The sequence below is a fragment of the Salinivibrio sp. IB872 genome (genome assembly GCF_001995345.1).
In the GTDB taxonomy this organism is placed as follows: domain Bacteria; phylum Pseudomonadota; class Gammaproteobacteria; order Enterobacterales; family Vibrionaceae; genus Salinivibrio; species Salinivibrio proteolyticus.
In genome coordinates this window covers 1-26,406 of record NZ_MUFO01000044.1, presented here as the reverse complement: position 1 = coordinate 26,406, position 26,406 = coordinate 1, and the positions used below count along the sequence as shown (strand labels likewise).

27 protein-coding genes are annotated in these 26,406 nt (G+C 48.9%); 11 read left to right on the top strand and 16 right to left on the bottom strand.

Features of this window, described 5'->3' with window-relative positions:
* Positions 1 to 139: 139 nt before the first annotated feature.
* The 5 genes from BZJ18_RS14375 (at position 140) to BZJ18_RS14360 (ending at position 3,333) form a co-directional block, all read left to right on the top strand.
* Positions 140 to 715 carry a hypothetical protein gene (locus tag BZJ18_RS14375; protein ID WP_077457768.1) on the top strand — a complete coding sequence of 192 codons (576 nt, stop codon included), beginning with the start codon at positions 140 to 142 and terminating at the stop codon, positions 713 to 715.
* Positions 681 to 1,580: a zonular occludens toxin domain-containing protein gene (locus tag BZJ18_RS14370; protein ID WP_198532251.1), complete on the top strand. Its 900-nt coding sequence runs from the start codon at positions 681 to 683 to the stop codon at positions 1,578 to 1,580. The genes BZJ18_RS14375 and BZJ18_RS14370 overlap by 35 nt, the downstream gene beginning before the upstream one ends.
* An 8-nt stretch (positions 1,581 to 1,588) precedes the next feature.
* On the top strand, positions 1,589 to 1,927 hold the full coding sequence (locus BZJ18_RS17325) for a hypothetical protein (RefSeq protein WP_158011295.1): 339 nt from the start codon (positions 1,589 to 1,591) through the stop codon (positions 1,925 to 1,927).
* Positions 1,869 to 3,047, top strand: a complete 1,179-nt coding sequence (locus BZJ18_RS14365; RefSeq protein ID WP_198532250.1) for a type II secretion system protein GspD — start codon at positions 1,869 to 1,871, stop codon at positions 3,045 to 3,047. The genes BZJ18_RS17325 and BZJ18_RS14365 overlap by 59 nt, the downstream gene beginning before the upstream one ends.
* An 88-nt stretch (positions 3,048 to 3,135) precedes the next feature.
* Positions 3,136 to 3,333, top strand: coding sequence for a hypothetical protein (locus BZJ18_RS14360; protein ID WP_077457762.1), 198 nt, complete (start codon positions 3,136 to 3,138; stop codon positions 3,331 to 3,333).
* A gap of 286 nt (positions 3,334 to 3,619) precedes the next feature.
* Here BZJ18_RS14360 and BZJ18_RS14355 read toward each other — a convergent pair whose 3' ends face one another.
* The gene (locus tag BZJ18_RS14355) at positions 3,620 to 4,054 is read right to left on the bottom strand and encodes a hypothetical protein (RefSeq protein WP_077457760.1); all 435 of its coding nucleotides are present in this window, start codon (positions 4,052 to 4,054) and stop codon (positions 3,620 to 3,622) included.
* 1,071 nt (positions 4,055 to 5,125) lie between these two features.
* Here BZJ18_RS14355 and BZJ18_RS14350 point away from each other — a divergent pair.
* Positions 5,126 to 6,160, top strand: coding sequence for a Gfo/Idh/MocA family oxidoreductase (locus tag BZJ18_RS14350; protein WP_077457758.1), 1,035 nt, complete (start codon positions 5,126 to 5,128; stop codon positions 6,158 to 6,160).
* 220 nt (positions 6,161 to 6,380) lie between these two features.
* Here BZJ18_RS14350 and chrA read toward each other — a convergent pair whose 3' ends face one another.
* Positions 6,381 to 7,529, bottom strand: coding sequence for a chromate efflux transporter (gene chrA, locus BZJ18_RS14345; protein WP_077457756.1), 1,149 nt, complete (start codon positions 7,527 to 7,529; stop codon positions 6,381 to 6,383).
* 464 nt (positions 7,530 to 7,993) lie between these two features.
* Between chrA and BZJ18_RS14340 the strand changes: the two genes are divergently transcribed.
* On the top strand, positions 7,994 to 8,923 hold the full coding sequence (locus BZJ18_RS14340; protein WP_077457754.1) for a LysR family transcriptional regulator: 930 nt from the start codon (positions 7,994 to 7,996) through the stop codon (positions 8,921 to 8,923).
* Positions 8,924 to 8,934: 11 nt separating this feature from the next.
* On the opposite strand, the gene BZJ18_RS14335 is transcribed toward BZJ18_RS14340, so the two are convergent.
* Positions 8,935 to 10,077: a 1-acyl-sn-glycerol-3-phosphate acyltransferase gene (locus BZJ18_RS14335; protein WP_077457772.1), complete on the bottom strand. Its 1,143-nt coding sequence runs from the start codon at positions 10,075 to 10,077 to the stop codon at positions 8,935 to 8,937.
* A 195-nt stretch (positions 10,078 to 10,272) separates the two neighbouring features.
* Here BZJ18_RS14335 and BZJ18_RS14330 point away from each other — a divergent pair, with 195 nt between their 5' ends.
* Complete coding sequence (locus BZJ18_RS14330; RefSeq protein WP_077457752.1) at positions 10,273 to 10,941, top strand: hypothetical protein; 669 nt, start codon at positions 10,273 to 10,275, stop codon at positions 10,939 to 10,941.
* Here BZJ18_RS14330 and BZJ18_RS14325 read toward each other — a convergent pair.
* Positions 10,938 to 11,462 carry a nicotinate-nicotinamide nucleotide adenylyltransferase gene (locus tag BZJ18_RS14325; RefSeq protein ID WP_077457750.1) on the bottom strand — a complete coding sequence of 175 codons (525 nt, stop codon included), beginning with the start codon at positions 11,460 to 11,462 and terminating at the stop codon, positions 10,938 to 10,940. The two genes, BZJ18_RS14330 and BZJ18_RS14325, sit on opposite strands and share 4 nt — an antisense overlap.
* A gap of 206 nt (positions 11,463 to 11,668) precedes the next feature.
* Between BZJ18_RS14325 and nadE the strand changes: the two genes are divergently transcribed.
* Positions 11,669 to 12,508, top strand: coding sequence for an ammonia-dependent NAD(+) synthetase (gene nadE, locus BZJ18_RS14320; protein WP_077457748.1), 840 nt, complete (start codon positions 11,669 to 11,671; stop codon positions 12,506 to 12,508).
* Here nadE and BZJ18_RS14315 read toward each other — a convergent pair.
* The 10 genes from BZJ18_RS14315 to BZJ18_RS17390 form a co-directional block, all read right to left on the bottom strand.
* Positions 12,490 to 13,044, bottom strand: a complete 555-nt coding sequence (locus BZJ18_RS14315) for an HD domain-containing protein (RefSeq protein ID WP_077457746.1) — start codon at positions 13,042 to 13,044, stop codon at positions 12,490 to 12,492. The two genes, nadE and BZJ18_RS14315, sit on opposite strands and share 19 nt — an antisense overlap.
* Positions 13,045 to 13,132: 88 nt before the next feature.
* Entirely contained in the window at positions 13,133 to 13,291 is a 159-nt protein-coding gene (locus BZJ18_RS14310) for a YoaH family protein (protein ID WP_077457744.1), read from the bottom strand.
* 80 nt (positions 13,292 to 13,371) lie between these two features.
* Positions 13,372 to 14,505 (bottom strand): conjugal transfer protein TraF, encoded by a 1,134-nt coding sequence (locus BZJ18_RS14305; RefSeq protein WP_077457742.1) that lies wholly within the window; start codon positions 14,503 to 14,505, stop codon positions 13,372 to 13,374.
* A gap of 119 nt (positions 14,506 to 14,624) precedes the next feature.
* Entirely contained in the window at positions 14,625 to 15,515 is an 891-nt protein-coding gene (locus BZJ18_RS14300) for a DUF2861 family protein (RefSeq protein ID WP_077457740.1), read from the bottom strand.
* On the bottom strand, positions 15,515 to 16,180 hold the full coding sequence (locus tag BZJ18_RS14295) for a response regulator transcription factor (RefSeq protein ID WP_077457738.1): 666 nt from the start codon (positions 16,178 to 16,180) through the stop codon (positions 15,515 to 15,517). Before BZJ18_RS14295 ends, BZJ18_RS14300 begins: the two co-directional genes overlap by 1 nt.
* Complete coding sequence (locus BZJ18_RS14290; RefSeq protein WP_241824984.1) at positions 16,152 to 17,558, bottom strand: ATP-binding protein; 1,407 nt, start codon at positions 17,556 to 17,558, stop codon at positions 16,152 to 16,154. The genes BZJ18_RS14295 and BZJ18_RS14290 overlap by 29 nt, the downstream gene beginning before the upstream one ends.
* Positions 17,559 to 17,768: 210 nt before the next feature.
* A complete protein-coding gene (pntB, locus tag BZJ18_RS14285) occupies positions 17,769 to 19,145 on the bottom strand; it encodes a Re/Si-specific NAD(P)(+) transhydrogenase subunit beta (protein ID WP_077457734.1) in 1,377 nt (458 codons plus the stop codon).
* A 9-nt stretch (positions 19,146 to 19,154) separates the two neighbouring features.
* On the bottom strand, positions 19,155 to 20,708 hold the full coding sequence (locus BZJ18_RS14280; RefSeq protein ID WP_077457732.1) for a Re/Si-specific NAD(P)(+) transhydrogenase subunit alpha: 1,554 nt from the start codon (positions 20,706 to 20,708) through the stop codon (positions 19,155 to 19,157).
* A gap of 372 nt (positions 20,709 to 21,080) precedes the next feature.
* Complete coding sequence (locus BZJ18_RS14275) at positions 21,081 to 21,365, bottom strand: HlyU family transcriptional regulator (RefSeq protein WP_077457730.1); 285 nt, start codon at positions 21,363 to 21,365, stop codon at positions 21,081 to 21,083.
* A 166-nt stretch (positions 21,366 to 21,531) separates the two neighbouring features.
* A complete protein-coding gene (locus BZJ18_RS17390; RefSeq protein WP_167315127.1) occupies positions 21,532 to 21,705 on the bottom strand; it encodes a hypothetical protein in 174 nt (57 codons plus the stop codon).
* Positions 21,706 to 22,043: 338 nt separating this feature from the next.
* Here BZJ18_RS17390 and BZJ18_RS14270 point away from each other — a divergent pair, with 338 nt between their 5' ends.
* Positions 22,044 to 22,988: a hypothetical protein gene (locus tag BZJ18_RS14270; RefSeq protein WP_198532249.1), complete on the top strand. Its 945-nt coding sequence runs from the start codon at positions 22,044 to 22,046 to the stop codon at positions 22,986 to 22,988.
* Positions 22,989 to 23,215: 227 nt separating this feature from the next.
* Here BZJ18_RS14270 and BZJ18_RS14265 read toward each other — a convergent pair whose 3' ends face one another.
* Positions 23,216 to 24,964, bottom strand: coding sequence for a bifunctional metallophosphatase/5'-nucleotidase (locus BZJ18_RS14265; protein WP_077457728.1), 1,749 nt, complete (start codon positions 24,962 to 24,964; stop codon positions 23,216 to 23,218).
* Between the two features lie 110 nt (positions 24,965 to 25,074).
* On the opposite strand from BZJ18_RS14265, the gene BZJ18_RS14260 reads away from it, so the two are divergent.
* Complete coding sequence (locus tag BZJ18_RS14260) at positions 25,075 to 25,974, top strand: NAD(P)-dependent oxidoreductase (protein ID WP_077457726.1); 900 nt, start codon at positions 25,075 to 25,077, stop codon at positions 25,972 to 25,974.
* A 67-nt stretch (positions 25,975 to 26,041) separates the two neighbouring features.
* Here BZJ18_RS14260 and BZJ18_RS14255 read toward each other — a convergent pair.
* Positions 26,042 to 26,406 (bottom strand): methyl-accepting chemotaxis protein (locus BZJ18_RS14255; protein WP_274532570.1); only part of this gene is annotated, 365 nt, incomplete at its 5' end.

The window sequence follows — 26,406 nt, the reverse complement described above, 5'->3', positions numbered from 1 at the left end:
TCCTTGGCCTGCTCGGTCTCGACAAGGGCTTAAACATCATTATTTCAACGCTGGTCTGGACAACGACATACAAAGGCTTGTCCGGTGCGCGTTCTTACCGTTCCAGCTGGCGCAAACCCACAACCTTTGGTGGTTAATCATGCTCTATGGATTCAGTGGCTTGCCCGGTGCCGGCAAAACCCTCAATGCAGTCAAATTCACCTGCGAAGAAAGCGTGTTTCAGGGACGCCAACGCTACTACCACGGCGTGCCGCTACTGTTCTTTGACTATGACGTGTGCAATAGCTTTAAGGGCTGGTTCTATGGTGTGTTCATGCCATCGACCGACAACCAGCTCATACACAAAAAAGTAAAACGCATACACAAAGAAGACCGCTATGCAGAGCTAAGCGACTTCCCGTTCCTTGCCAACGAATACGAAAAGCACCAACCGTTCGCGCTGTGGCTCAAATGGATTAAGCGTTGCTACCCCGCCTGTGCTCTCAAAGAGATTCGCGACGTGTGCACCATGCTTGAAATCCCCGAGCATGAACTCACGTTCGCGCACGTCGAGCATTTAAACCTGCATTGGATCCAATTCGACAACCCGCACAAATGGCATGAACTCCCCCACGAATCGGTGATTGTCATTGACGAAATTCAGGATATCTGGGGAACGAGGAGCGCGGGGGTGATTGTCATTGACGAAAATTCGCGACGTGTGCACCATGCTTGAAATCCCCGAGCATGAACTCACGTTCGCGCACGTCGAGCATTTAAACCTGCATTGGATCCAATTCGACAACCCGCACAAATGGCATGAACTCCCCCACGAATCGGTGATTGTCATTGACGAAATTCAGGATATCTGGGGAACGAGGAGCGCGGGGGCGAGTGTTCCAAAAGCCGTTGAGGAGTACGCAACCCATCGCCACAAAGGCTTTGATTTAGTCCTTATCTCACAAGACTTTCGTGWTTGTGATGTGTTTATTCGCCGCCGTATCGGTAATCACAAACATTACCTCAACTACGGCCTGAAATATCTCAAGGTTTGGGAAGATCACAAACTCATTCCAACGGACGACAGCAAAGCGCTCTGGCGATTGGGCTCCAAGAAAATCACTAAAGACAAACGCTTCTTTGGTGTGTACTTATCCGCTGTCCTCCACACTCACAAACCAAAACTGCCGCGCAAAGTAAAACTCGCGCTGTACGTCGCTGCATTCTCGTTCTGTGCAATGGCAGCGGGTATCTTGTTTCTCGTTAACAAGTTCACCAGTGACACACCCGAGACCGCAAACGGTGACACCGTCACTCACTCAGAAACGGCAACCCTCTCGGATAACAGCCTCGCAAACACAGACTTTAAGCTGTTCACGCCCCGCGTTGACGCTCTGCCTTTCACCGCTCCCGTCTTTGACGACCGTATCGCGCGCGGTGAGCTCGATATTCCCCAGCTGTTTTGTTACGCGGTTGATATGTCGTGCAAGTGCTACACCCAGCAAGGCACGCGCTACAGCGTCTCACACTCCGAATGTCTCAACATTGCCCAGTTCGGCACCTTTAACTACTTCAAGAATCAGGATGAACGCACACGATGAAACGGATAATGATCGCCCTACTCATGCTCTGCGCGTTTCAGGCGCCCGCCTCAGAGCTTATCAGTAACATACAGGGTAAAACCCTCGACCAGTTCTTCATCATGGCAAGTGACGTCATGGGCAAAACCATTGTGACGTCCCCATCCATCGACGGCGATGTCAAAATCTACAACATCGGTCGAGCGGCAAACTTTCGTGATGTGTTCTTCTATGTCATCCGCGCAAACGGCCTTGCGTATCAAGAAAACAAAGACATCATTCGCGTATTCCGCAAAGATGAAACGGATAATGGTCGCCCTACTCATGCTCTGCGCGTGTCAGGCGCCCGCGTCGGAGCTTATCAGTAACATACAGGGTAAAACCCTCGACCAGTTCTTCATCATGGCAAGTGACGTCATGGGCAAAACCATTGTGACGTCCCCATCCATCGACGGCGATGTCAAAATCTACAACATCGGTCGAGCGGCAAACTTTCGTGATGTGTTCTTCTATGTCATCCGCGCAAACGGCCTTGCGTATCAAGAAAACAAAGACATCATTCGCGTATTCCGCAAAAACCGACTCAAACCCGAAGACAACATCACGACCAAGGTTTACCGCCTCATCAACGTCAAAGCCGATTCAGTGCTGACATCACTTAACACGGCATTCCAGTCATACGCTACCCGCCTCGGCGTACCCGACCTGTTTGTCGCGCAATCTGTCTTAAATGGTCGTGGTGTGATGGTCACAGCGCCCCGTTCTGCGCAAAGTGAACTTGCAACGCTGGTGCAATCACTGGACTACGTCCCGCAGCAAGTGCTTGTACGTGCAGTGATATTCGAAACGATTGATACAGACATGGAGGAGATCAACACGGCATTTGTGGCCAAGATGGGTGATGCAACATTCAGCACCCAAGCAGAAAACGGGAGCAACGTATTCTCCGAGCTTGCGGGCGTGTTTTACAACTCACTGAACTTTGACGCTTACGTGAAGTTTTTAAGCGGCAGTGAGCGTGTCTCTGTTCACTCRAAGCCCAGTCTTYTGATWAAGCATCAGCAAACGGGCCAACTCTCCGTKGGTCAAAACGTCCCGTTYGTSACRGGCTCATACAACGACGAAAAYAGCGACAAACCCTTCACCACCATTGAACGGAAAGACATTGGAYTAATCCTGCGCGTGACGCCYTACGTGTTCAACAAAGACAAAATCGAAATCAACGTCTATCAGGAACTTAGCCGYGTAGACGGCACAGTAAAAGCAAGTGACATTGTCACGTCAAACCGCACCTTGCAAACYACTCTCGACATTCGCCCTGGGACAACCATYATGATTGGCGGCGCAGTCAGYCARGARAARAGCAACATGGTTCAGAAAGTCCCCGTTCTGGGCGACATCCCCCTCATCGGCACCCTGTTYCGCTCCAARAAYGACACWGAGACCACACGGGATTTGAAGATTTTGATTCAAGTAGAGTTAGCCTAGGTTTGTTAGACGTATTAGTAATTCTTGGTACATTTCGTGCGAATCGCACGATACATTAAACACACATTCAGCAACAAAGGTACCCATTATGAGCGACATTATAAAACGGATTGATTCGCGCATTGCTGCATTAAATGTACAGTATTCAGCCGATAAATTTGGCTGCGATGATGACAACAGCTATCAGGAGCGCATTATCGATGCTTACTACGACGGCGCTATTGATGAATTAAAAAAGTTAAAGGCAGAAATTGAGGTAGAAAATGCAGCTTTTAAGCATGACTGAGAATATCGCGCCGTTTGGTGTGGGCACATGGCGTTTTTGATTAAAAAAAAACGGGTATTCGGAAAAGAGTGAGTATTACTAACTTTTTGGTGTGTGCATTGCGCACTTAATATTAATTAGCTCCCAAAATGCAGGGTGCATCTTGCGATCACCCTTTTCCCATTGCTGCCACGCTCGTCTGCTTGTGTGTAGCATGTCAGCGCATTTATCTTGAGCTGCTGTAATTCCGATACTGTTAGAAAGTTGCAAAGATTCTCTCAGAGATACTATTTCTGATGTTTTTGGATTATCCATTTACTACCTCAGCTAACTTCAATTCATCTTCACGACCGAGCATCGGAATGATATAAACAGTCCCTTGCTCGTCTTCGTCTTCACAGCCGTCGAAACCCATTTTTACAGCGCATTCGCCACGCTTTCCTTGGAGCCACCAAGACGACTCAGCATCACACTCAAACTCTTGTTGCCACTCATTTTCACTTGCATCTAAAAGAGATTCAGCAAGTTCTAAATCGCAGTTAAAATACTCGGCGATTTCAGAAATGATTTCTTCATCATGAAGCTGTGAAGCGCGAACACAATCAAAATCAGCTTCATATACATAATAACAATTGCTTGCAGTCATCACGTATACATCATCAGAAAAAAACAAGCAGCTACCTGCTACGCCGTTGTTGTTGATTGATCCTGATTCTATTTTGTTTGGGCTAGTGTGATACATGATGTTCTCCTTAACTTTTAATACCAATATTACGCGCATTGCGCGTAAATTTCAAGAAAATATACTTATTATTTTTCGAATATCAAAAAAGGGGATTTAGAAAACTCTAAACTTTGCGTGTGGCGCTAATTTGTGAGTATCAGAAAAAAAGAGCCGCAACTAATGCGGCTAAGGAGAGATTTAGGATTAATTATTGTCGTATACGCTTTTATCATGCTCGCGCTATTCTCAGAATCAAGACACGTAGCCATCACTCGCACTTAAGAGGCTCAATTTTGCGAGCCATAGTGAAAAGTGCGAGTGATATAAGGGCGCTTTGCATCAGTAGAAAGAAGCACTAGAGCTAATCGCCCGATACAGATACATACACCAACAGAACCACCGACCACCTCCGCCCTGCTAGACCAAAGCGAACGCTCTGTATGCTCTGGCGTATGCTATTTCTCTCTACACTTACCTCGCGTACCGCTTTAATACCCTCGCGAACTTGAGCAATCGCAATGCAGCTTTGTGTTCTTCATTAGGTGCCAGCTTCAGGATGTAAGCAGCTGTAGAAATTTGATGGGGGGATAGTGGCACTTTGTTAGGCATGATGAGCTGCTTACCACTCATCTTCCAGTGTAGTGGCACTTTGTTAGGCATGATGGTTTCGCGGTGTCTTCGATAGATAGTCCACATGTAAAACGTCTAAAAATGTAGTTTTGCGTTATTTTTCTATTCATAGCTTTTATAACCAACTCTTTTATAATCAAGTTGGTCTCGGGCTATGCATTACTTTTTCTTTTATATACAGGGACTTATATTTACCATAAAGGGCAGATAATGCGCACTTTAATTGTAGGCGCAAAGTTGTAATGTCACTATTTACCAAAGCTAAAATGTCTCTTTAGCTCGTAGTCACTAAGCTTTGCTTACAACCAGTTAAGGGTACGTTTAAGATGCTAGTGACTATGAATGATTACGTTCAGTCTTGATTGCACTAGCATAATCGATGTTGTCGAGCGCGCCAATTGATCATCCTTGAGGTTTTCTATAGGGTTTAACCAAACACCGTCCATTTTGGGTTTATTCATGATTAAAACCGCATTGGTTGGCTTCGGCTTTTCTGCCAACACATTCCATCTTCCTTTTCTTAACGCGATGTCGCAGTTTGATATTACGGCCGTTGTCTCCAGTAAGCCCGAGAACGTCAGGCTACATTTACCCCAAGCGACATGCTACGCAGATCTCAATACGCTGCTTGAGCATGAAAGTCCTGATTTGGTCGTCATTACCACACCCAATCATCTGCATTATGAGCACGCACGCCAATCACTCGAAGCCGGTTGCCATGTTCTGGTGGAAAAGCCATTTGTCACGCGCAGTGAAGACGGCCTTGCCCTGGCAAAATTGGCGGATGAAAAAGGCCTAACCCTCTGTCCTTACCATAATCGCCGTTGGGATGGCGACTTTCTGACTCTCCAATCGCTGCTAGAAAACGATGAGCTTGGTGATATTAAAGTCATGCATTCAAGCATTAACCGCTATCGCCCAGAAGTAAGGCAACGTTGGCGAGAACTGCCTGGCGAAGGGGCTGGTATTCTTTTCGATTTAGGTTCGCACCTGATTGATCAAGCACTAACCCTGCTTGGAGACCCAAACGCTATTTCGGCACAATGTCGCGCTTTGCGCCCGGGCTGCCAAACAACTGACTATTTTCAGCTCACGTTGCATTACCCAGATAGCGAGGTGATATTGAACTCTAGCCCATATCGGTCAGGTACCACAGAGCGCTTTACGGTACACGGCGAAAAGGCAACTTTCTCTTGCGACGGGTTAGATATTCAAGAAGACCAACTGCGTGCAGCCATGTCCATATTGGACAAAAACTTTGGTACTCAGTCGCATCAAGCAACACTAGAGAAAGGTGACAGCGTCACTAAAATGACTTGTCCATTACATACTGGCCAATACCAGCAACTTTTTACTTTACTGGCAGAGTCGATCACACATCAACGCCCTTCCCCGGTGAGCGCCGAATCAGCGACTAAGGTAATTTACGCGATTGAACTTGCTCAACGTGCATCGGAAACCGGCAGTCGCCAGACATGGCAATACTCGCTATAAAGGATATCTCCACGAACAATCGCCCCAAGAGTTATAACCGCTTGGGGCACCGCACTTTCTGCCCACCACATCTAAACACCGTATGGTGTGATACTTGTTGCTTTGGTAACTGAGATATCTTTGCCCACCAGATAGTATGTTGAACTTGTAATTAACATATAAAGTTATAGTGCATTAAGGGAGTAAAATAAAGCCCGAACTCATATCGGGCTGGAAGGCATCAAAAGAACCACTGGTAACCAATCATCATTAACAGCACCCAAAAAACCGATAATCGCCATTTAATGAGTGCAACTAAGCCAACGACTATCGGGATTAAATCAGCCCACTGGCTATACGCCGATACCCATACGGGTTGATAAAGCGCTGCCGCTAAGAGGCCGACAACACTGGCATTAATCATGATAATGCCCCCCGCTAATCTAGGCTGCGATTTAACGGCCTCCCACGCGGGCAATACACCAAACATCAATAACGCGCCAGGTAAAAAGATTGCGACTGTGGCGATAATACTGCCCCATATTGGCGATAGTCCTTCAACCGTCGCGCCAAGGTAGCTGGCCATGGTAAACATCGGACCTGGCACTAATTGTGCGGCGGCGTAGCCTTCAATCAATGCAGAGTCTGTGACAACGTCACCCACAATGGGCTCTAACAACGGCAGCACCACATGACCGCCGCCAAATACAAAACTTCCCGCTTGGTAGAACAGGTTGAATACTTGTACCGGCAGGACACTATTGAAAAGCCAAGGAACCGTGAGTAAAAACCCAAACAGGCTGAGAATGATCCCGCTGCGCCGTTGCGCGTGCTCCATCGATATCGAAGCCGCCTGAACACTGGTTTGTTTAAAACCAATAGCACCGAWCATGCCAGCGAGTAAGATGGGGAGTACTTGGTAAACAACGCCAGACGGCGACACTAGTAGCCATACCGTGGTGACAATTGCAATCACCGCTGTAGTGAACGAATGGATGAATTTTCGCCCCATCGATATTGTCGCGTCAATCACCACAACCACAGCCAATAACTTAGCCGCACTAATCAGTGTGCTTATCCAACCCGCCGTATCATTGCTGCTGCTAAACATCGCTGCTGCGGTTAATAACGCGAAAGAAGGCAACGTAAACGCGACAAATGCCCCCAATGCCCCCAAATAACCAGCGCGCTGATAGCCGATATACATGCCAAGCTGACTACTACCTGGTCCCGGCAAAAACTGGCTGATCGCTAAACCTGACGCAAACGTCTCTGCACTCAGCCACTGCTTCTCTTTCACAAAAACGCGCTCGAAATAACCGATATGCGCCGCAGGGCCACCAAATGACATACAGCCCAAGATAAAAAACTGCTTGAGTAATTCGATCATGTCCACCTCCAGCCTGAATTCTATCCATGTTAGCCCATGAATATAAACAGATATCATCGATTCATTAAATGAATATAATTAATAAATAGTTGATAATTATTCCCAGTAACTCTCTAACTGTAATTAAATTACAGCACTGTAGTAAGTGCTTACAATTCACACCATCCATTGTTTATATTGACAAACAATAAACCTAAATGATTGATAAATATTTATTTTTTTGTTGTGGATGACAGGAAGGCGATAGGTGAATACGTTGTTAGCCATATAAAGATTGAAGCGATAAACGATTTTGGCAGTTGGTGGGCTGTCACGTTTGGATAGTATTTTATGAAATAAGTGCAATAGTCACTTTGAGTATCTTAACTATGACGTGACAGTGTCACTAAATGATACCCTGCTCTCCCGAGCTGGATTGAACTGTGGTACGCTTCTGGCTATCAACTTTCAGGGAAGCGTAAGTAATGCTTGATCACCTCCAACAAATTGTTGTTTTGGCTACCGTGGCTCAAGAACAACACTTCACCCGTGCAGCAGAACGGTTAGGGATTTCAAAATCCCAAGTCAGCAAGCAAGTGCGTTATTTGGAAGACAGGTTGGGAGTGCAATTGGTGCAGCGGAATACGCGCTCTGTGTCGCTCACGGAAATCGGGGCACAATACGCCGACTATGGTGCGCAACTTATGGCAACGCTAGACGAAGCGGAAGCCATGGTGGCAGGTTATCGTGACGAAGTAACAGGTAAATTACGTATCGGTGTCGCACAGTCATTTGGTAACACATTGATCACTCGCAGTTTTGCCACATTTCGGCAAAAGTACCCTGCGCTCGATCTCGATATTACACTCTTTGATCATCGCCCTAATCTGGTTGAAGAAGGCTATGATTGCTGGGTCGCGATCCATGAACAACCGCCAGAGGGAATGGTGGCTCGCAAGCTCGCAGATTGCCAATTTAAACTGGTTGCCTCGCCGGACTATTTAGCTCGGCAAGGAACACCAAGTCAATTAAGTGATTTGAGGCATCATGATTGTATCACCTATCAAAGTCGCGAACGCAGCTATGATAAATGGCCATTCAATAAAGCAGGCAATGAGCAAGTCGTTCGCGTATCGGGCCGCTACAACATCAATAATGCCCCTGCCGTGCTTGAAGCTGTAAAAGCGGGGATGGGGATTGCCTATTTAGCGACCTACCTCCTCGATGATGAACTTCAAAAAGGTGAGCTGGTTGAGATCTTACCAGACTGGCATCCCTGCCTCGCGCTCCCGATTTATATCGTCTATCCTCGCCGCAAACATTTAGCCCCTAAAGTGCGCGAGTTTATCGACTTTATGCTCGAAGAAGTGGGCGATCCGCCCGTGTGGGATCGCCTTCACGCTAGCAATAAGTGACATTGTCACTCTTAATTTATCGATATCGTCGCTTGATCGCTGGCGGCACGTTGCGCATTGATCACCGGGTTCGCGTACATCTGACGAATATAATCGCGCGCTGCCTCAGGTGCTTGCGCCAACTTTTGTTCAAACAGCGCGCGCTCTTCGGCGGTAACACTGTCATGCGCTTCCCCCGCAGCGATATAGTTAGCAGGGTAAAGTCGATACAAACAGTGAATTTGGCGATCGATATCTGACGCTAGCGTCTCTGGTGTTGCTTGTGACACCGTCACGGGCGCACCGAAGGCGACATGAACTTGACGCTTCTGCCCCACAATGCCTTTTACAATGGTTTGAATATCTTCAAATTCACTCTTTTCATAAGCGCCCAAACGATTGACGGCATCTAGCTCAGTCGCTTTGTCTAAGTCGCAAGGATCATTTTGATATGAGATGGCCACCGGCACGATATTTAGCGCCTGCATGTACTCATCAAAGGATTGCTTGTTTTTGCGCCCTTCCATGTAGAACATCTTGAGGATGGCAGGATCGGTCATGTCTAATCCTGTTTTTGCACGCCCTTCACGCTGAGCAATCCAGATAGACTGGCCTTCATCTAATGAATGGCGTATGTACGCCGACAGCTGAGAGAGCGATTTCATCATTTCACGCGGCGCTCTGGCGGAGCGTTTGACGATAAAGCTCTTATTTAACTTCATCAGCTCGGTCGCACAGGGTTTACGCAATAGATTATCACCAATCGCGATACGCACTGTATCTAAGCCTTGCTGATGCAAACACCAATTGACCAGCGCGGGATCCATCGCAATATCACGATGGTTAGAGACAAAGAGATACGCTTTATCCGGCGAAAGATGCTCGACCCCCGAAACAGTGACGTTGTCACATGATGTTTTGATCATCTTGCGCATGTAACTCGCGACATGCAGCTGTACGTCTTGTACAGTTTTAATGTTGCGCCACTTTTGGGTGAGGTAAAGTTTAAGTGCGGGCTTAAGTAACCACCCTAGCGGGCCCGAAGCATGAGGATAACGATAGGATAAGATCGCATTGATAAATTCATCGTCTTGGATCAAGCGATGAATCGCTGCAGGTACCTCATCATCATGATAAGGGCGGATGTCTTGGTAAGGATCGTTAACTGTTTGCACGTTTTTCCGTTTCATTTGATAAAAACCGCGCCATTCTACGCGGTCAAACAAGGATTCAAAGTTAATCCAGCGACATTTTATAGAGGTTGGAGGTCAGACCTATACTGTACTCATGAGTTCCCTCAATCATATTGGGGCTTGACCTCTTGTTTAAAAGTGCTCAACATTGCCGGCTTGTAAAAATGAGAGCCAGACATGAAGTACACCAGCGAATACACCGCCTATCACCAAGATCGCCTCGTGCTTACCCCGCGAAAGCGTCGCCATACCGCCACTTTCTTATACGTAGAAATCGGTTTAGTTCTCGTTCGTCTCGGTAAACACGATATTCCCGTGTACGCTGGCCAAGGCTTTTGGCTTCCGTTTGATTGTCTATACGCACTGATGATCACGCCACACACCAGCCTACATCAGCTAACGGTATCGCCTAGAGTGACGGTGTCACTTCCTCAGTCTACGGGCCACGTGATACCCAGCGCATTATTGCATGCCGGACTCACAGCACTTGATCCGTTATCCGGCGCGAACCAAAACACTCCGGCAACGCGTCGCCTGCATGGGGTACTGCTCGATCAGCTGGTGACGCTATCACCCGCAATCGCAAAGGACGCTAGCTATCAATGTGTAGCGGCCTGTGTTGATCAAGCGAATGCTGGGCGGCCTCTCGAAGGTGACAACGCGCATTTTACCTTCCAGGCCTGCACTCAGCTTACCTATTCAGCGTTGTGCGAGTACCTCACCGTCCGCCAGTTAAGGGCGCAGCTCAAATCCGGCAACAAGTTGGAAGCTGCAGCAACGTCGCTTGGGCTATCTTACGATACCGCCCTTGCGCTATCCGACGAATATCAAGCTGTACTCGCTTAATCAGAGAACGAGAATGCTGTATCGCTGAGTTGCTTAGCAACACTTGGGGTCGTCAAGTCGTCGACTGGCAGCCCTTTTGCCAGCCGATCGCGGATATACGTACTGCGTACATTGACGGATTCTGGCATTCCTAGCACAGACCAACGCGCCAGGATCTGCTCACTGTGCGCAAATTGGCCGAATTTTAATAAGTTATCTGGCCCGACGACGAAAGTCAGATCGGCGTGGCAATAGTGTGCCTGCAGCGCGGTCAGCAACATATAAGTTGTGACAGCGTCACCATTTTTACCCAGCTCTGCTTCAAGGCGACAGCAGGTGGCCTGCGGCATGTTCAAATCGTGAATAAAGGCATCAACCCATTGGCAACGCTGTTCAAACGAGGCCATCGATTTTCCCCACGCATGCTTATAACTTGGTACCAGCAGTACACGATCAAAATGCGTCAACTGTTCGATAACAGAAGCATGCCCGCGTGTGGGCGGATTAAACGCGCTGCCAAAAATGGCAATTTTTTCAGTCATATCATTCCTCTTTGCCACGAAGTTTACATGTATCTGCCTGATTGCGCGACCATCGGCGAAGCGGATCGATGTATTGGCTATCTCGTAACCAGTGATAACGGTTAATCTTGGCGTAGCTATACCCAAGCTTTGCGAGATCATGCACAATAAACCCAATAAGAATCATCACGTCGGTCGCATGCAAGCGAAATCAAGAGGAACACAACATGGAACAACACATCCGCGAAGAAATGCGCGTTCAACCTTCTATCGATCCACAAGCAGAAATTACACGCCGCATTCACTTCATTAAGACCATGCTCACCCGCTCGGGAACACGCAGCCTGGTATTAGGTATTAGCGGCGGCGTTGATTCTTCAACTTGTGGTCGATTAGCCCAGCTAGCCGTTGAGCAATTGAACGAAGAGATCGGCCGCAATCACTATCAATTTATCGCGGTGCGTTTGCCCTATGGCGTGCAAAAAGATGAAGACGAAGCGCAATTGGCATTATCCTTTATCAAGCCAAGCAAGACGGTCACGGTCAATGTCAAACCCGGTGTTGATGGCACGCACAGTGCGGTATTAGATGCCGTCGCGGCGGTGGATCTGTTACCCGATAACGAAGGCACCCTTGATTTCGTCAAAGGTAACGTCAAAGCACGCGCTCGCATGGTCGCTCAATACGAGATTGCTGGACTAACTCAGGGATTAGTGATTGGGACCGATCATTCTGCGGAAAACATTACTGGTTTCTATACCAAGTACGGTGATGGTGCCTGCGACCTTGCTCCTCTATTTGGATTAAGCAAGCGACAAGTGCGCCAATTGGCTGCGGCACTGGGTGCGCCAGAGGTGTTGGTCAATAAAGTCCCGACCGCGGATTTGGAGGAGTTGTCACCGCAAAAAGCTGATGAAGACGCGCTTCAGCTGACCTATGAGCAAATTGATAACTTCTTAGAAGGCAAGCCCGTCGATGAGGCGGTTAAAGAGAAGATCATTCAGGTTTATCAAGCCACCCAGCACAAACGTCAACCTATTCCGACTATCTACGATATCGAAGCGTGAAGTTGGTGATCGGGATGCCGGTCGGCTTGCTGGCCGGCATCAATCAGCCCATCTAACTCCGTCCATAAATTGTCACATAGACCAGGTCGATATACGGCCACCCGAAAGCCGCCATGCTCTCGTTGGTATTGCTGAAAACGCGGTGGACTGTGCTCACTGCTTGCGATCACATTGGCAAGACGGTCACAGGTTTTAACAATCAGGGCAAGCCATGCGGCGTCATCGCCAGGATCCAGTGCGATCAAACGCTGGTTGAGTGCCCGCTTTCTCTCATGTCGGGTCGGTTTGCGCGGATCGGTCACCAGCATAACCGCTCGCGCTATCGTTGGTCCAAAGCGTTCGGCGATCTCTTCGACACGCGTGGCGGTGTCTTCAAGAATATCATGCAACTGAGCGACAATACGTGCGTCTTCACCATATGGTGCAGCAATACGCTCTACATGATCGAGATGGCAGCGATAAGGCTGCGCACCATATCGTTGCAGCGCATGCCTGACTCGTGCCCACTCTCTTGCTTGTTCGACCGCGTGACTCATCCCCGACTCCCTTGACCTCTCTACTATTAAATAAATCAGGGATCCGGTGAATTGTAAATAAAAAAGCAGCATATTCTGCTGCTTTTTCTTACTCTTCAGACGCTGAGGCCGCCGCTGCTTGTGCTCTGATCTCTGCCGCGACTTTCATGATGGCTTCACCACTACTCATGCCCTGTGCCATCAAAGCGTGAATACGCTCTGCAGCCTGTTGCTGCTCATCATGCGTCAATGTAATACCGTCGAACATAAATACGCTCATCTATTAGAAAGGCAGGCTATTTTAGGGCCTGCCTTTTACGTTGTCATCGACTTTTCGACACCGCGAGCTTAGAAAGTAAATGCGAGTTGGGCTGAGCCCCCATAGCTGTTGCTATCAATGATACTCGCCGCGATATCCACGTTGACCACCCCAAAGGGTGACAAGCCTAGACCCAGAGTAAATGCGTCTTCAACGTTATCTTTCATATCCGCGCGATAACCAGTGCGTAATTGGGCATGGCCAAAGGCATCAAATTCAGCCCCGATCCGGAAAAACTGGGTATCATCGTCAATATTCAGGGTGCCTTTAAACCCTTTGCTCTTGTTTAAGTCGATATCGCCGGCAATGGTGACAAAGTCGGAGACAAACGCCGAGCCAAGCGTAAACTGTGGCCCTACCTCATAGGTAAAGCTGTGACCCGTTGTACTGCTTGTCACTGTGTCCACATCGTTACTGATCAGGTTTTTACCGGCCAAGCCGACGCGATAAGGACCAGTCTGCCACACCGCCCCGACATCAATGTTAAAGCCGTTATCTTCTTCACGGTAACGGCTATCATCCCAGTCATCGGTGTCATAAGAATCCACCGAGACGCCATAGTTATAAGTTGTGATACGTTGTAATTTTGGGGAGACACCCACCGCGATACGTTGACCGGCAATTTCCACGTTTGATGCAAGCGCAACACCCAGCTCACCCACACCCACGGCAACGATGGTCGCGGTCGAGCTGGGGTTAATCGACGGTGTGGTAATGTCGCTGTCTTTAATATCCGGTAGGACTGCACCTTCAATGATCCCTGAGGTAAAGAGTGTCGCAGAGATAGAGCCAGTTGGGATCCCCACGGCTGCACCGACCCCTGCATCCAAGTGCGCCTGATCACCCTGCGCATTTCGCATCGCTTGCTGCGCGGCCGTTAGGTCGTTGTTATCGTACGCATCAGAGATATCATCTAAATCATCCATGAGCTTATCTGGGTCACGCACTTCTGCGCCAAGATAAGGGAAAAGCACCCCAAATGCGCTGTCAGGGTCAAGTGCCGCCAAGGCAGGGTTGTGAAATCCTGCAGATAAGTAGTCGCCTGCCGCAACTGCAGCCCCACCCATCGCATTTGTTCGCGCATCGGTAGGATTGGTCGCTGCCACTGCAGACCCTGAGCATGCTGCAAGTGCAAGCACAAGTAGGTGTTTTTTATCGTGCATTAGGTTGCCTCGCTTTCCTCTTCGTTTTATCTAAAGAGCGTAGCGGCTTGGCGATCAGCGCGATCAAGTAAGGTCAAAAGATGTGAACAATATCAGGTTTAAGCCGTGTAACACCTTGGTCAATCGGGCTTTATTGCGCGAAGCGCATCCGGATCCAAATCCGGTAAATCAATCGCCCGGCCAATTCGCTGTACTTCCTCAACAGACAACGCACCTTGCCAGCGTCTTTCAATCAGCGCCACACTAAACCAATACTGGCCGTTCGGTACATCCAGCACTGGCAACGTCGTGGGCAGGCGTTTGTGCTTTTCGACCGACCATATCGGTGCACCATCTGGCTGATTGTGGGGATAGAGGTTGAGCGTGAGAAACGGGCGCTGACAGGTGGAGTCTAAGCTGTCAGGCGGGGCTATCCGCCAACTTCGCGTGTCTTTCCAACTGATTTTTTGTAAAGGTTGAGGCTGAGTCATCAATAACCAGCTGGTCCATGTTTCTCCTTCCACTGACGTCACCTCAAGCTGATAGAGCCCTTCTTTCATTGGTTCGGAAAGGCCATCTTGCTCTAGCAACCACTGGTGTTGGTTTTGACCACTCAAACGCTGCGAAATAATGGTTTCATCAGGCCAATGTTTAAGCGAAAAACGGGCGATACCGGGCTGAGATTCCCCACGAACTTGCAAGCGATAATAGACACGGCTGGTCGTCTGCACCGTTTCACGGCGCAGGGATAAATTGCTCAGCCAATCTGGCATCGTCTGCTGACTCAAGCTCCGCCCGCAATCTTCGGTTATCGCCAACGCAAGCAGCTGCGCCAAGTGTTGCTGACGCGACGCGGATAGATTTGGCTGCTGCCAGGCTTCAATCATGGCATCCATACTGCCTGCTGTGTTCCCTTCCAGCAGGCGTTGATGGGCGCTGGTCAAGGCATCATTGCCATCAAACCAAGCCGCTTGGGTACCACCTGCTATCAAGGCAGCAGCGAATAAACCGTGCGTGAGCCGTAAACGCATTATGCTTTCATGCGATAGCCAACGCCACGCAATGTCTCAATATTGACTGAGGGCAGCTTTTGGCGAAGTTGCAAAATGTGCGTGTCGACCGTGCGCGTGGTCGGGTAATGGTTGTAGCCCCAAACCTGATCCAGTAGCTCATCCCGTGTGAACACTCGTCCCGCATTTTTAGCTAGAAAGTGGAGCAAATCAAACTCAGTTCGTGTCAGTACCACTTCTTGTTCGCCACACATTACTGCGCGACTTGCAGTATCAATGCGCACATCGTTGACAACAATTTCATCACTGGATGCATCGACTTCACCAACAGGGTTGCGCAGGTGAACACGAATACGTGCCAGCAATTCTGCTTCAGCAAAAGGTTTGGTGATGTAGTCAGTGGCGCCAGAGTCAAGGCCGCCGACACGGTCACGCACGGAGACCATCGCGGTCAGCAAAATCACAGGCACCGTTTTGAGCTTGTTCCAGTCAGGCAACCAATCAATTGAGTCGCCTTCGGGTAACTGGCGATCGAGGATCACCAAGTCTGCATCACGCCATAGCTCTGCCACTTTTGTCGCGCTATCGGCGTATAAACAGCGGTAACCGGCCTGCTCTAAACTGGCAAGTAGGCCATCAGCCAAGTTGGCATCATCTTCAACCAGAAGTAACGTCGCTTGCGTCACAATGAATCTCCAAAGTAAATGTAGTGGGCGGGCCCGATAAGCTTAGCTTACCCCCCATCCGCTCAATCATAGATTCCACGATAGTTAGTCCGAGGCCTAAGCCACTTTGACTAACAAAGGGTTTACGAATATGTTTCCAGTCCTTGGCAGTCAGGTCGCCCTGATCCTGAATCGCGATCGTAAAACGATCTGACAATACCTGTGCGCGCACTTCAACCGGTGCCACACCGTATTTGACCGCATTAGCGATCAAATTGTTCAATGAGGTTGCTAGCCAATACACATTGGCACTGACGGCGCCATCTTGCGAGACATACATAGTGACATTGTGCTCGTCACAGATGTACCCCAACCATTCTTTTAGTGAAGGGATCGTCTCTTTATTCAACGGTTTCTGGTTGGACTGTAAATAGTCTTTGCTCGCTTCCGCTAACTGCTTTAAGCGACGTGCATCCTCACACAAGCGCCGAAACTCGTCATAAAATGACTCAGGCAAGGTATCAAACTTGCGCCTAAACCCTTCTACCGTCATTGAGAGGCTGGCAATCGGCGTACGCAGTTCGTGGGTGAGGATCTGTAGCACCAGCATCCGCTCTTGCATCAACCGACGCTGAACAGTCCAACGGTTAAATGCCCAACCTCCGAGCGCCGCAAGGTTGATAACAATCAAGGCACCGACTAAATAGGGCCAATACGTCGGCGCTTTTTCTTCATTCCAACAAATGTTTCCCACGCGCGCCAAACAAAAATCTTGCTCGCCCATCGCGGACAAACGCAAATCAAACTCTGCTAATAATGGCTGCCATTGTGTCGAAGGGTACAAGTGATAATAGCTACCGACACGAACCCACATTTCATCACTACTGAGTAACGATTTCGCACCACTATTCAGCGCTTCAACAGCAGCAGTATCCATACGCTGTAACCGCCCCAACCAAGTATCCGGCTGTGCCGTTGGCCGTTCTTGAATATGAAAAAAACGGGTCAGCTCACTGCGCCGAGACGGAAATTGTTCGACATATTTCGCCGCATAACTGCCTCCTCCAGGATGGATAAACCCTGAACGGGAAAACCAAGCAACCGGCAACTGGGTATGATTACACATGGCTCGCGTGAACACTAAAGGCTCAGTCACTTTGGGGTGTACAGGCCACGGCCCTTGGCACTTTTGTGCGGCTTGGTACAAGCGACGAATATCCTTAAGCGGGTAATTAGCGGTTTGCGGCAATAAACTGTCGGGACTGAGTAAGACCTTGGGGAAGGCGCGGTTAATGCCAATGAGGTTATATCGCGCCACCGGATCGGCAAGCAATAGCTGTGCTCTGAACGCTGTCATTTGTTCAGAGAAAGAGCTTGCAGCACTCGTTGGCAGCGCCATAAGCGCCAGAGTCATTAACAGCAGGATTCGCATAGTTGCAAGCTTATCACCCAACGTAAATAAAATGTCAGTGCAATGTAAGTTCGGCCTATTACACACGATGAAAGCAATCGGTAACGATGACACCGCAAGCCAACGTGACCCCTCTCGCCAAAAAAAAAGAGCCAGCCTTCGCTGACTCTTTATACCTATATTGATGCTTTTTGCCAATCAAAGCGCTTTAAATATTGCCTCAACGCTTTGTTTCGCATCACCAAACAACATCGCACTGTTCTCTTTAAAGAACAGCGGGTTTTGCACCCCAGCATAGCCGGTATTCATAGAACGCTTAAATACCACCACGTTGCGTGCATTCCACACTTCAAGCACAGGCATACCTGCAATCGGGCTTGACGGGTCTTCGGTCGCGGCAGGGTTAACCGTATCGTTCGCGCCAATCACCAAGACAGTGTCCGTTTCAGGGAAATCATCGTTGATTTCATCCATTTCCAACACGATGTCATAAGGGACTTTCGCTTCGGCTAACAATACGTTCATGTGGCCAGGCAAACGGCCCGCGACAGGGTGAATACCAAAACGTACGTCAATACCCATCCCGCGAAGCTTCTCGGTCACTTCATAGACGGGATACTGCGCCTGAGCAACCGCCATGCCGTAGCCTGGAGTGATAATGACGCTTTTTGAGTCTTTCAGCATCTCAGCAACATCTTCGGCGGTCACTTCGCGGTACTCGCCCATCTCTTCGTCACCGGACGACGCCGTGCCATCAGAACCAAACCCGCCCGCAATCACACTGATAAACGAACGGTTCATAGCTTTACACATGATGTACGACAGAATCGCACCCGACGAACCTACCAGCGCACCCGTCACGATCAACAGATCGTTTGCTAGCATAAAGCCTGCGGCGGCAGCCGCCCAGCCTGAGTAGGAGTTAAGCATCGACACCACGACCGGCATATCTGCACCACCAATCGAGGCTACAAGGTGATAACCGAACGCTAACGCAATAACGGTTACAATCAACAGTGCTGCCGTTGACCCTTCCGCATTCACAAAGCTAATCAGCAACAAGAACGAGACAACAACCGCGGCTAGATTCAACTTGTGACGGTGCGGCAGCATCAAGGCTTTAGAAGAAATCACACCACGGAGTTTACCAAAAGCGACAATTGAACCGGTGAAGGTAATCGCGCCGATAAATACACCGAGGAAAATCTCAACCAAGTGGATATTAAGCATCGCACCGGTCAATGGTGGATGATCAATATAGGTATTAAAGCCCACTAATACCGCAGCCAGACCCACAAAACTATGTAGCATAGCCACCAGCTCAGGCATTTCGGTCATTTCAACACGCTTGGCATAATAAATACCAATCGCACCACCGATAACCATAGCAAGAATAATCCAGCCAACACCCTGTACTTCAGGCCCCCAAATCGTCGCGACTAACGCGATCGCCATCCCGGTAATACCGTAATAGTTGCCGGCCCGCGCTGATTCTTGCTTGGACAGCCCAGCCAAACTCAGAATAAAACACAACGCCGATACAATGTACGCAGCTTGTACCAATCCTTCAGACATTGTTTCTCCTTATCCTTTACGGAACATTTCAAGCATGCGCTTTGTAACAGTAAAGCCGCCAAATATATTGATACTCGCGATCAACACGGCTATGAATGCGAGGAAGGTGACAAACCCAATGCCTTGTCCGACTTGCAGTAATGCGCCCACAATAATAATCCCGGAAATCGCATTGGTCACCGACATCAATGGTGTATGCAGTGCGTGAGTGACATTCCAGACCACGTAGTAGCCGACCACACAGGCCAAAACAAACACAGTGAAGTGGGAAAGAAACTCGCTCGGCGCATAGTTCGCAATCCAACCAAATGCCCCAGCGGCCGCGGCCATTAAACCATATTTGGTTGCACGAGAGGTTTTCTTAGGCTCGGCTTTTGGCGTCGGCTCGGCTTTGGGTGCTGCTTTAGGTTGCGCCGAGACCTGAATCGGTGGCGCAGGCCATGTAACTTCACCTTCTTTGATGACGGTCACGCCACGGATCACCACATCCTCAAAGTCAATGGCGATATTGCCATCTTTCTCTTTGCAAAGAAGTTTAGTGAGGTTAACCAAGTTGGTGGCATACAGTTGTGATGACTGCGTCGGTAAGCGGCCTACCATATCGGTGTAGCCAATCACTTTCACCCCGTTGGGTGTTGTGATCACTTTATCCTTTTCCGTGTATTCGCAGTTGCCGCCGTTTGCAGCGGCCAAATCAACAATCACGCTACCCGGTTTCATACTGTCGACCATCTCTTTGGTCACCAGTTTCGGGGCAGGTTTGCCGGGGATGAGCGCGGTCGTGATAATAATATCGACATCTTGCGCTTGTTCAGCGTAGAGTTTTTCGGCAGCTTTATTAAACTCATCAGACATTTCTTTGGCATAACCGTCGCCACTGTCTGCATTGTCTTGTTTAAAGTCAGCCTCTAAAAACTCGGCGCCCATACTTTCGACTTGTTCTTTCACTTCAGGGCGTACATCAAACGCACGGACAATCGCCCCCAAGCTACCTGCGGCACCAATGGCGGCAAGCCCGGCCACGCCAGCGCCCGCAACAAAGACTTTCGCAGGTGGCACTTTACCTGCCGCAGTGATTTGTCCAGTGAAGAAACGGCCAAACTCATGCGCGGCTTCGACCACCGCGCGATAACCGGCAATGTTGGCCATCGAACTTAGCGCATCCAGCGATTGTGCACGAGAGATCCTTGGCACCGCATCCATCGCCATCACATTGATTTTGCGAGCCGCCAAACGCGTCAACAAGTCTTCATTTTGCGCTGGCCAGATAAAGCTAACTAGCGTCGCTCCTTCTTTAATGAGCGCAATTTCGTCTTGACCGGTTTCTTCAACCACACCCGGTGCATTCACTTTAAAAATGACATCCGATTGCCAAACGGCTTCGGTATCGACAATACTCGCCCCGGCTTGCTCAAAGGCAGTATCTTCAAAACTCGCTAGCTCCCCAGCGCCTTTTTCAACTGCTACTTCAAAGCCGAGTTTTATCAACTGCTCCACCGACTTTGGTGTCGCAGCAACTCTCGTTTCATTAACGAGCCTTTCTTTTGGAACACCAATCTGCATAGCTATTCCCTGACTATTGGCTTATGAGAAATTTTTTGTAACGAACCACAGGTCAAATATCAAGCACCTGTAGGCATAATACTGACAAAAAAAGGCATACCTTGATAAAACCCATAAAGACTGCGAAAAATCGATAAAAAATAACGCCGCAAGCACCACATAAGGCACGTGCGACGTGGGTGCAGTCTGTTGTCAGCGTCCGATGCTTAGCAACGCAACATCACTAACTTAACGAGTTTGAGCGACAATCACCACAGGGCAAGGATCGCAATTCTGGTGTAAATGTGATCAGTACTACATTTTATCTTTTTTTGTTTCGAATATTTATGCATTAGTTTTGGTATGGCGCAGAAGCCCATGCCAGAAGTAAGGTCAAAATAGGCGATCGCCATTCTGGTCAATCATCATTTTGGCTTTGACTAGCATCAAGCTGTTGGCATCTTCCTGATTCCCCAATAAATCTGAGCGAATAAACTGATGCGTGAGCGTTTCTTGTCCCTGCTGCTTGCAAATTCGCCCACACACTCGGTACTGCCCGTTTTCTGGCGTTGCTTCGGGATAAATTAGATAGCCTTTGTACTCAGTCGGGGTCACTGTTGGGGCTGATGCCTTGCAAGAGGCATCGTTTCGTGAGAATAATTTAGAAAACCATCCCATTGTGTTTGTCGCTCCATTAAAATACGTTTAGCGTCAATAGCTAACCTGCCATGATCCAAGCCAAAGTACTAGTCGCGCACCGGTTTCTTTACGTTAACCGTCGCGATAGAACAAAAAAAAAACGCCATACCGTTATGATATGGCGCTTTATTTTTATCAGGTCATCTTATCGGTTTATGCCAATATCACGTTGCAAATGTGCGGGTAAACGGCTTGCATCATAAGCATGTGCATTGGTGTTGCTGGTGAACAACACATCCATGGCATGAGCGATCAGTCCTTTGATTGTCACCGCGTAAGATCGACGTGTGCGTGGCATGTTTGCCGTAACAGTTGTCATACGATCCTCGCTTTGTTTTCTGAATCACTCGCGGCGCATTATAGAAACAGTGACTTAGATTCTAAACTGATGATAATTCAACCCAGGCATTAGTTTTATTTATCCGAAACACGGCTATCCACCGCAATGATTTTTGTTAATTTTCGGTTAAACAAAGAGCAGGGATAAATAATGGGGGATACGGCAGATTTTAAACAACATCGATTGCTGAAGCTGCCTTCTGAGACATGCTATATCAGGCTTTTTTGCGTATAAATCGACGAAAACGAACAAACTTTACTCACTTTCAGGAAAAAGCTGGTAACATTGCCGTTACACATGTGATTAGGGTGCTGTCCATGCTAGCATTTCTTGCTCGACATTCTGCGTTGTTTCTTTTTATTGCCGCTTTAATCGGTTTTGCGTTTCCTCACCTTTCATTGGCACTTTTTCCCTACCTGCCCTATGTGTTATTCGCATTAATGTTATTTACCTTACTCGGGATCAACCAGTCCCTATTGGTAAGGGCTCTCGGGCAATGGCGCGTTTGGCTTTACGCATTTGTTCATGCCGTGGTTCTGACCATCATCACCTGTACGATTGCATGGGGACTGGGCGCCTCCGATAACATGCTACTCGCGATCAGCGGGATCTGTGCCACTGGCTCGTTATTCGCGACACCTGCCATTATTCGCTCATTAGAAATGGACGCATTAATCGCCATGGCATACACCATTGCGTCAACCTTGCTAATGCCCATTGTACTCTTTATCAACCTCAGCCTATTGAGTGGCGAAGCGTTCTCACTCGACTTACACAGTTATATCGCAAGGCTCGTGATCTTTATTTTTGGTCCGATGGGGATGGCCGCGCTATTTCATGCATGGATTAAGCCTGAGAAGTTAAAACGTATTCATGGAAAACTGGCGCAGTTCACGATTGTGTTGGTGTTTAGCTTTCCACTGGGCTTGGTGGGTCCGATTGGCGCTATGTGGCAGATGGATAGCGGTTACGCCTTGGAGCTGTTAGCAATTTCAGTCGCATTATGCATGCTTTTCTTTGCAGTTGTGTATTGTATCTATCGGCGGTACGGGGAAGAAGCCAGCATGATTGCCGCAGTCACCGCCGTAAATCGTAACGTGTTACTCACTTATACAGTAGCTGGCGCTGCATTGGGGCCGGTATTTTTACCCCTCATTGGTGCCATTCAGCTACCTATTTATTTACAACCGTTACTGGTGCGTTGGGGAGTACGTTTAAAGCGCGCATCCCACAACGCCACCACGGATAACTCGCTTAAATAACGGGCACGAAATACACTAACGATGCCCACGCGAGTAGCCAAAAGGTGATTAAACCCACATCGAACCAATCACGCATTTCCATACGAACCTCACTTTCTATTCGTGTGCCGATAAACTGCGTTCCTAGATACATATCGACCATGGAGATGAAAACTTAACCTTGCGGCAACAAAGTGCCGTGGTTACCCTTCATCTGATAGTAAGCAAGGGATGGGCCAAGTAAGTGATTATGATTGCCAGCAGCTCTCGCCCTGCTGAGGTGATGCGAGATAACACACCAAAGGCTGATCAGGGAGCTGCAATACATCTTGCGCTCGCGCGTATTGCATGAAGCATTCCGCCATCGATAAACCAATCGAGCGACGACGCCCGGTTTGAAGTGCATCGTAGCCCTCTTTACCTTGCGCGGTATATGAAGATGACACACCAACGTATTGGCGCTCATCGTCAATCGCAATCCAGTGCTGACCGCGCTTAATGTCTAATTGGGTGATGCGCCCGCCCATTGGCTGCCATGCTTCATAGCGATAGCGCAGATCGGCACAATAGGGAAAACTGCCCGAACCGAGTCCAATCACCCCATTATCCGTGGCATTATTAATCGCACCTTCCAGCGCATTGCGGATTTGCGCGCCAGTTACCCGATACGCAATCACATCAATCGCAAACGGAAGTAATGAACCTGCGATAAGTGCGGCAGAGAGCGGACCTGCATTTAAGCTCACCCGAACGCCGCCGGCATTATGAATGGCAAAATCTGCCTCGATACCCTGTTCACGCGCCGCCCATAGAAAGCTTTCCGTCACCAATGGCGCGACATCACTGCCGCCTTGCTGATCCGGCACGCGAACATGACGCAACCGCTGCGGGACATACGTGACAATGTCACTTTCTAACTGTGCTACCCGAGGGCGATAAGTTTGCTGCAAATACTGCTTGAGGGTGAGATCACTCGGCAAAATCAGAAGATTTTGCTGTTGGTTCAAATAGTCACGTGCCGCTTGGTATGAAGAAGCGGTCAGTTTATGCTCACGCGACGCATCCATCGCCAAACTGCGGCCTAACAATAAATAGTTTTGCCCCTCAAAATGGGTCGGGCGCCCTTTAGCATCTAGCGTTAATGTAAAGCGTCCAATTGCCTGAGCGTGGCAACCGGCTTGGACAATCCAAGTATCATTCACTCGATAACCGTAAGGGTCTTGGTTGTCGAGGCCAATGTTTTGAAAATCACCCTGCAGGACGTGGGTGTGCCCACCCACAATCACATCAATGCCAGAGACAGATTCAGCCAATGATTTATCTTTGTCATACCCTAAGTGGCTGAGCAGGATCACGGTACCGACCCCTTGCAAACGCAAGTATGCCACTGTGTTTTTAGCAATTTCTGTCGCGGGCAAAAAGGGCGTGTCATGATCAGGGTTAGCCAGTGCAGCCATTTGCTCGACCGCAAGACTAAAAATACCCACTTTACGCCCTGCTATCGTCTTGATCATCACGCTGGCGCGTTTCTGTTCGGGCAAATACGGCAATAACGCGGGCTTTTCACTAACGCGCTTTTCTTTGTCTGCAGCTTCATTGGCAACGTGCCAATTGCCGGCCAGCAAGGGAAAGGTAATACGATCAAGAAAATCAGCAACCGGACCATTACCCTGATCTAACTCATGATTCCCGATTGCCATCGCATCAATGCCCAACTGATTGAGCATATCGGCATTGGCTTGCCCCTTAAATAGGGAATAGTACAAGGTACCTTGAAAGCAATCCCCCGCATGCAAGAACATGAAAGCGTGGCCTTTCTGGTCCGCCTCAGCACGAAAACGCTTAACGGCAGATGCAATACGTGCAAAGCCACCGCAGTTCGCATAAACACGCGTCTGTGTGCTATCCAAGCTCAGCGAAACAGGTGTCGATTCAAAATGCGAGTGGGTGTCGTTGATGTGTGCAATGGTTAAAGCGATAGATTGAGGTGCTGTCATAATAATCCGTGTTACAACACAAAATGTGATGGTACAAGATTATCATCTGAAGGAACAAATCAGGTTAAGTTTCTGATAAATTATCGCTCATATAACAACAAGGATGCTATATGACAACTCAAACTCCTTCCGTGGCTTTTATTGGCCTAGGCGTCATGGGGTTCCCCATGGCCGGACATCTACAAAAAAATGGCTTTCCAACCACTGTCTATAACCGCACAACGGCCAAAGCAGAACACTGGTCAGAACAATATCAAGGGGCCTTCGGTACGACACCAGCGGAGGCTGCCGCTCACGCCGATATTGTTTTTATGTGCGTCGGTAACGATGACGATGTGCGCAGTGTCGTGTATGGCGATATAGGTGTACTTGCCAACATGAAAAAAGGCAGTGTGCTGATCGATCATACCACGACATCAGCCGAACTGGCCTTAGAGCTCGCCAACGTCTGTGGCCGACAGGGTATCCAATTTTTAGATGCTCCTGTGTCGGGCGGACAAGCAGGCGCGGAAAATGGCGCATTGACCATTATGGTTGGTGGTGAGCCATCCGTTTTTGAACGTGTTGAACCCGTCATGCGCGCTTACGCCAAGGCAAGCCAGCACATTGGCCCCCATGGCAGTGGACAGCGCTGTAAAATGGCCAATCAAATTTGTATTGCTGGCGTTTTGCAGGGCTTGTCAGAAGCGATCGCATTTGCCCAGTCGGCCAATTTAGATATCGACAAAATGATTAGCGCCATCCAGCACGGTGCAGCAGGCTCGTGGCAGATGAGCAACCGCGCCCACACCATGGCAGACGATCAGTTTGATTTCGGTTTTGCCATTGACTGGATGCGCAAAGACCTTGGCTTTTGTTTAGACGAAGCCGCCAAATTAGGCGTGGTTCTCCCTCTCACCCAACAAGTTGATCAGCATTACGCACAACTTCAACAGCGCGGGTTTGGCCGCTGTGATACCTCTGTTTTAATCAAGCAGTTTGATTCGGACGATCATTCCAGCCAATCCTAAACCGCGCTGAGCGTGTCTGGCTCAAGCATGTGTAGAGCCAGGCACTGCGGTATTTCTCCTGAGCCTCTTATTGCTGCAGTTGGATCAGCTCTGTCGCCATCGACGAGACAGACTGCGCACCGCGCTCAATTTCTTCCATCGATGCCGCTACCTGCTCGATTTTATCTTTCCCCGTATCTGATGTGCCTTGGGCTTCTTGTATCGATATTAGTATTGCCTCAATATAGCTACGGTTATTTTCAACGACATTAGCAATCTCGCTGGTTGAAGAGCTGGTCCTTTGCGATAGCTGGCGCACCTCATCGGCAACAACAGCAAATCCCCGCCCTTGCTCACCTGCGCGCGCAGCCTCAATCGCTGCGTTCAGTGAGAGTAAATTGGGCTCACCTGCGCGCGCAGCCTCAATCGCTGCGTTCAGTGAGAGTAAATTGG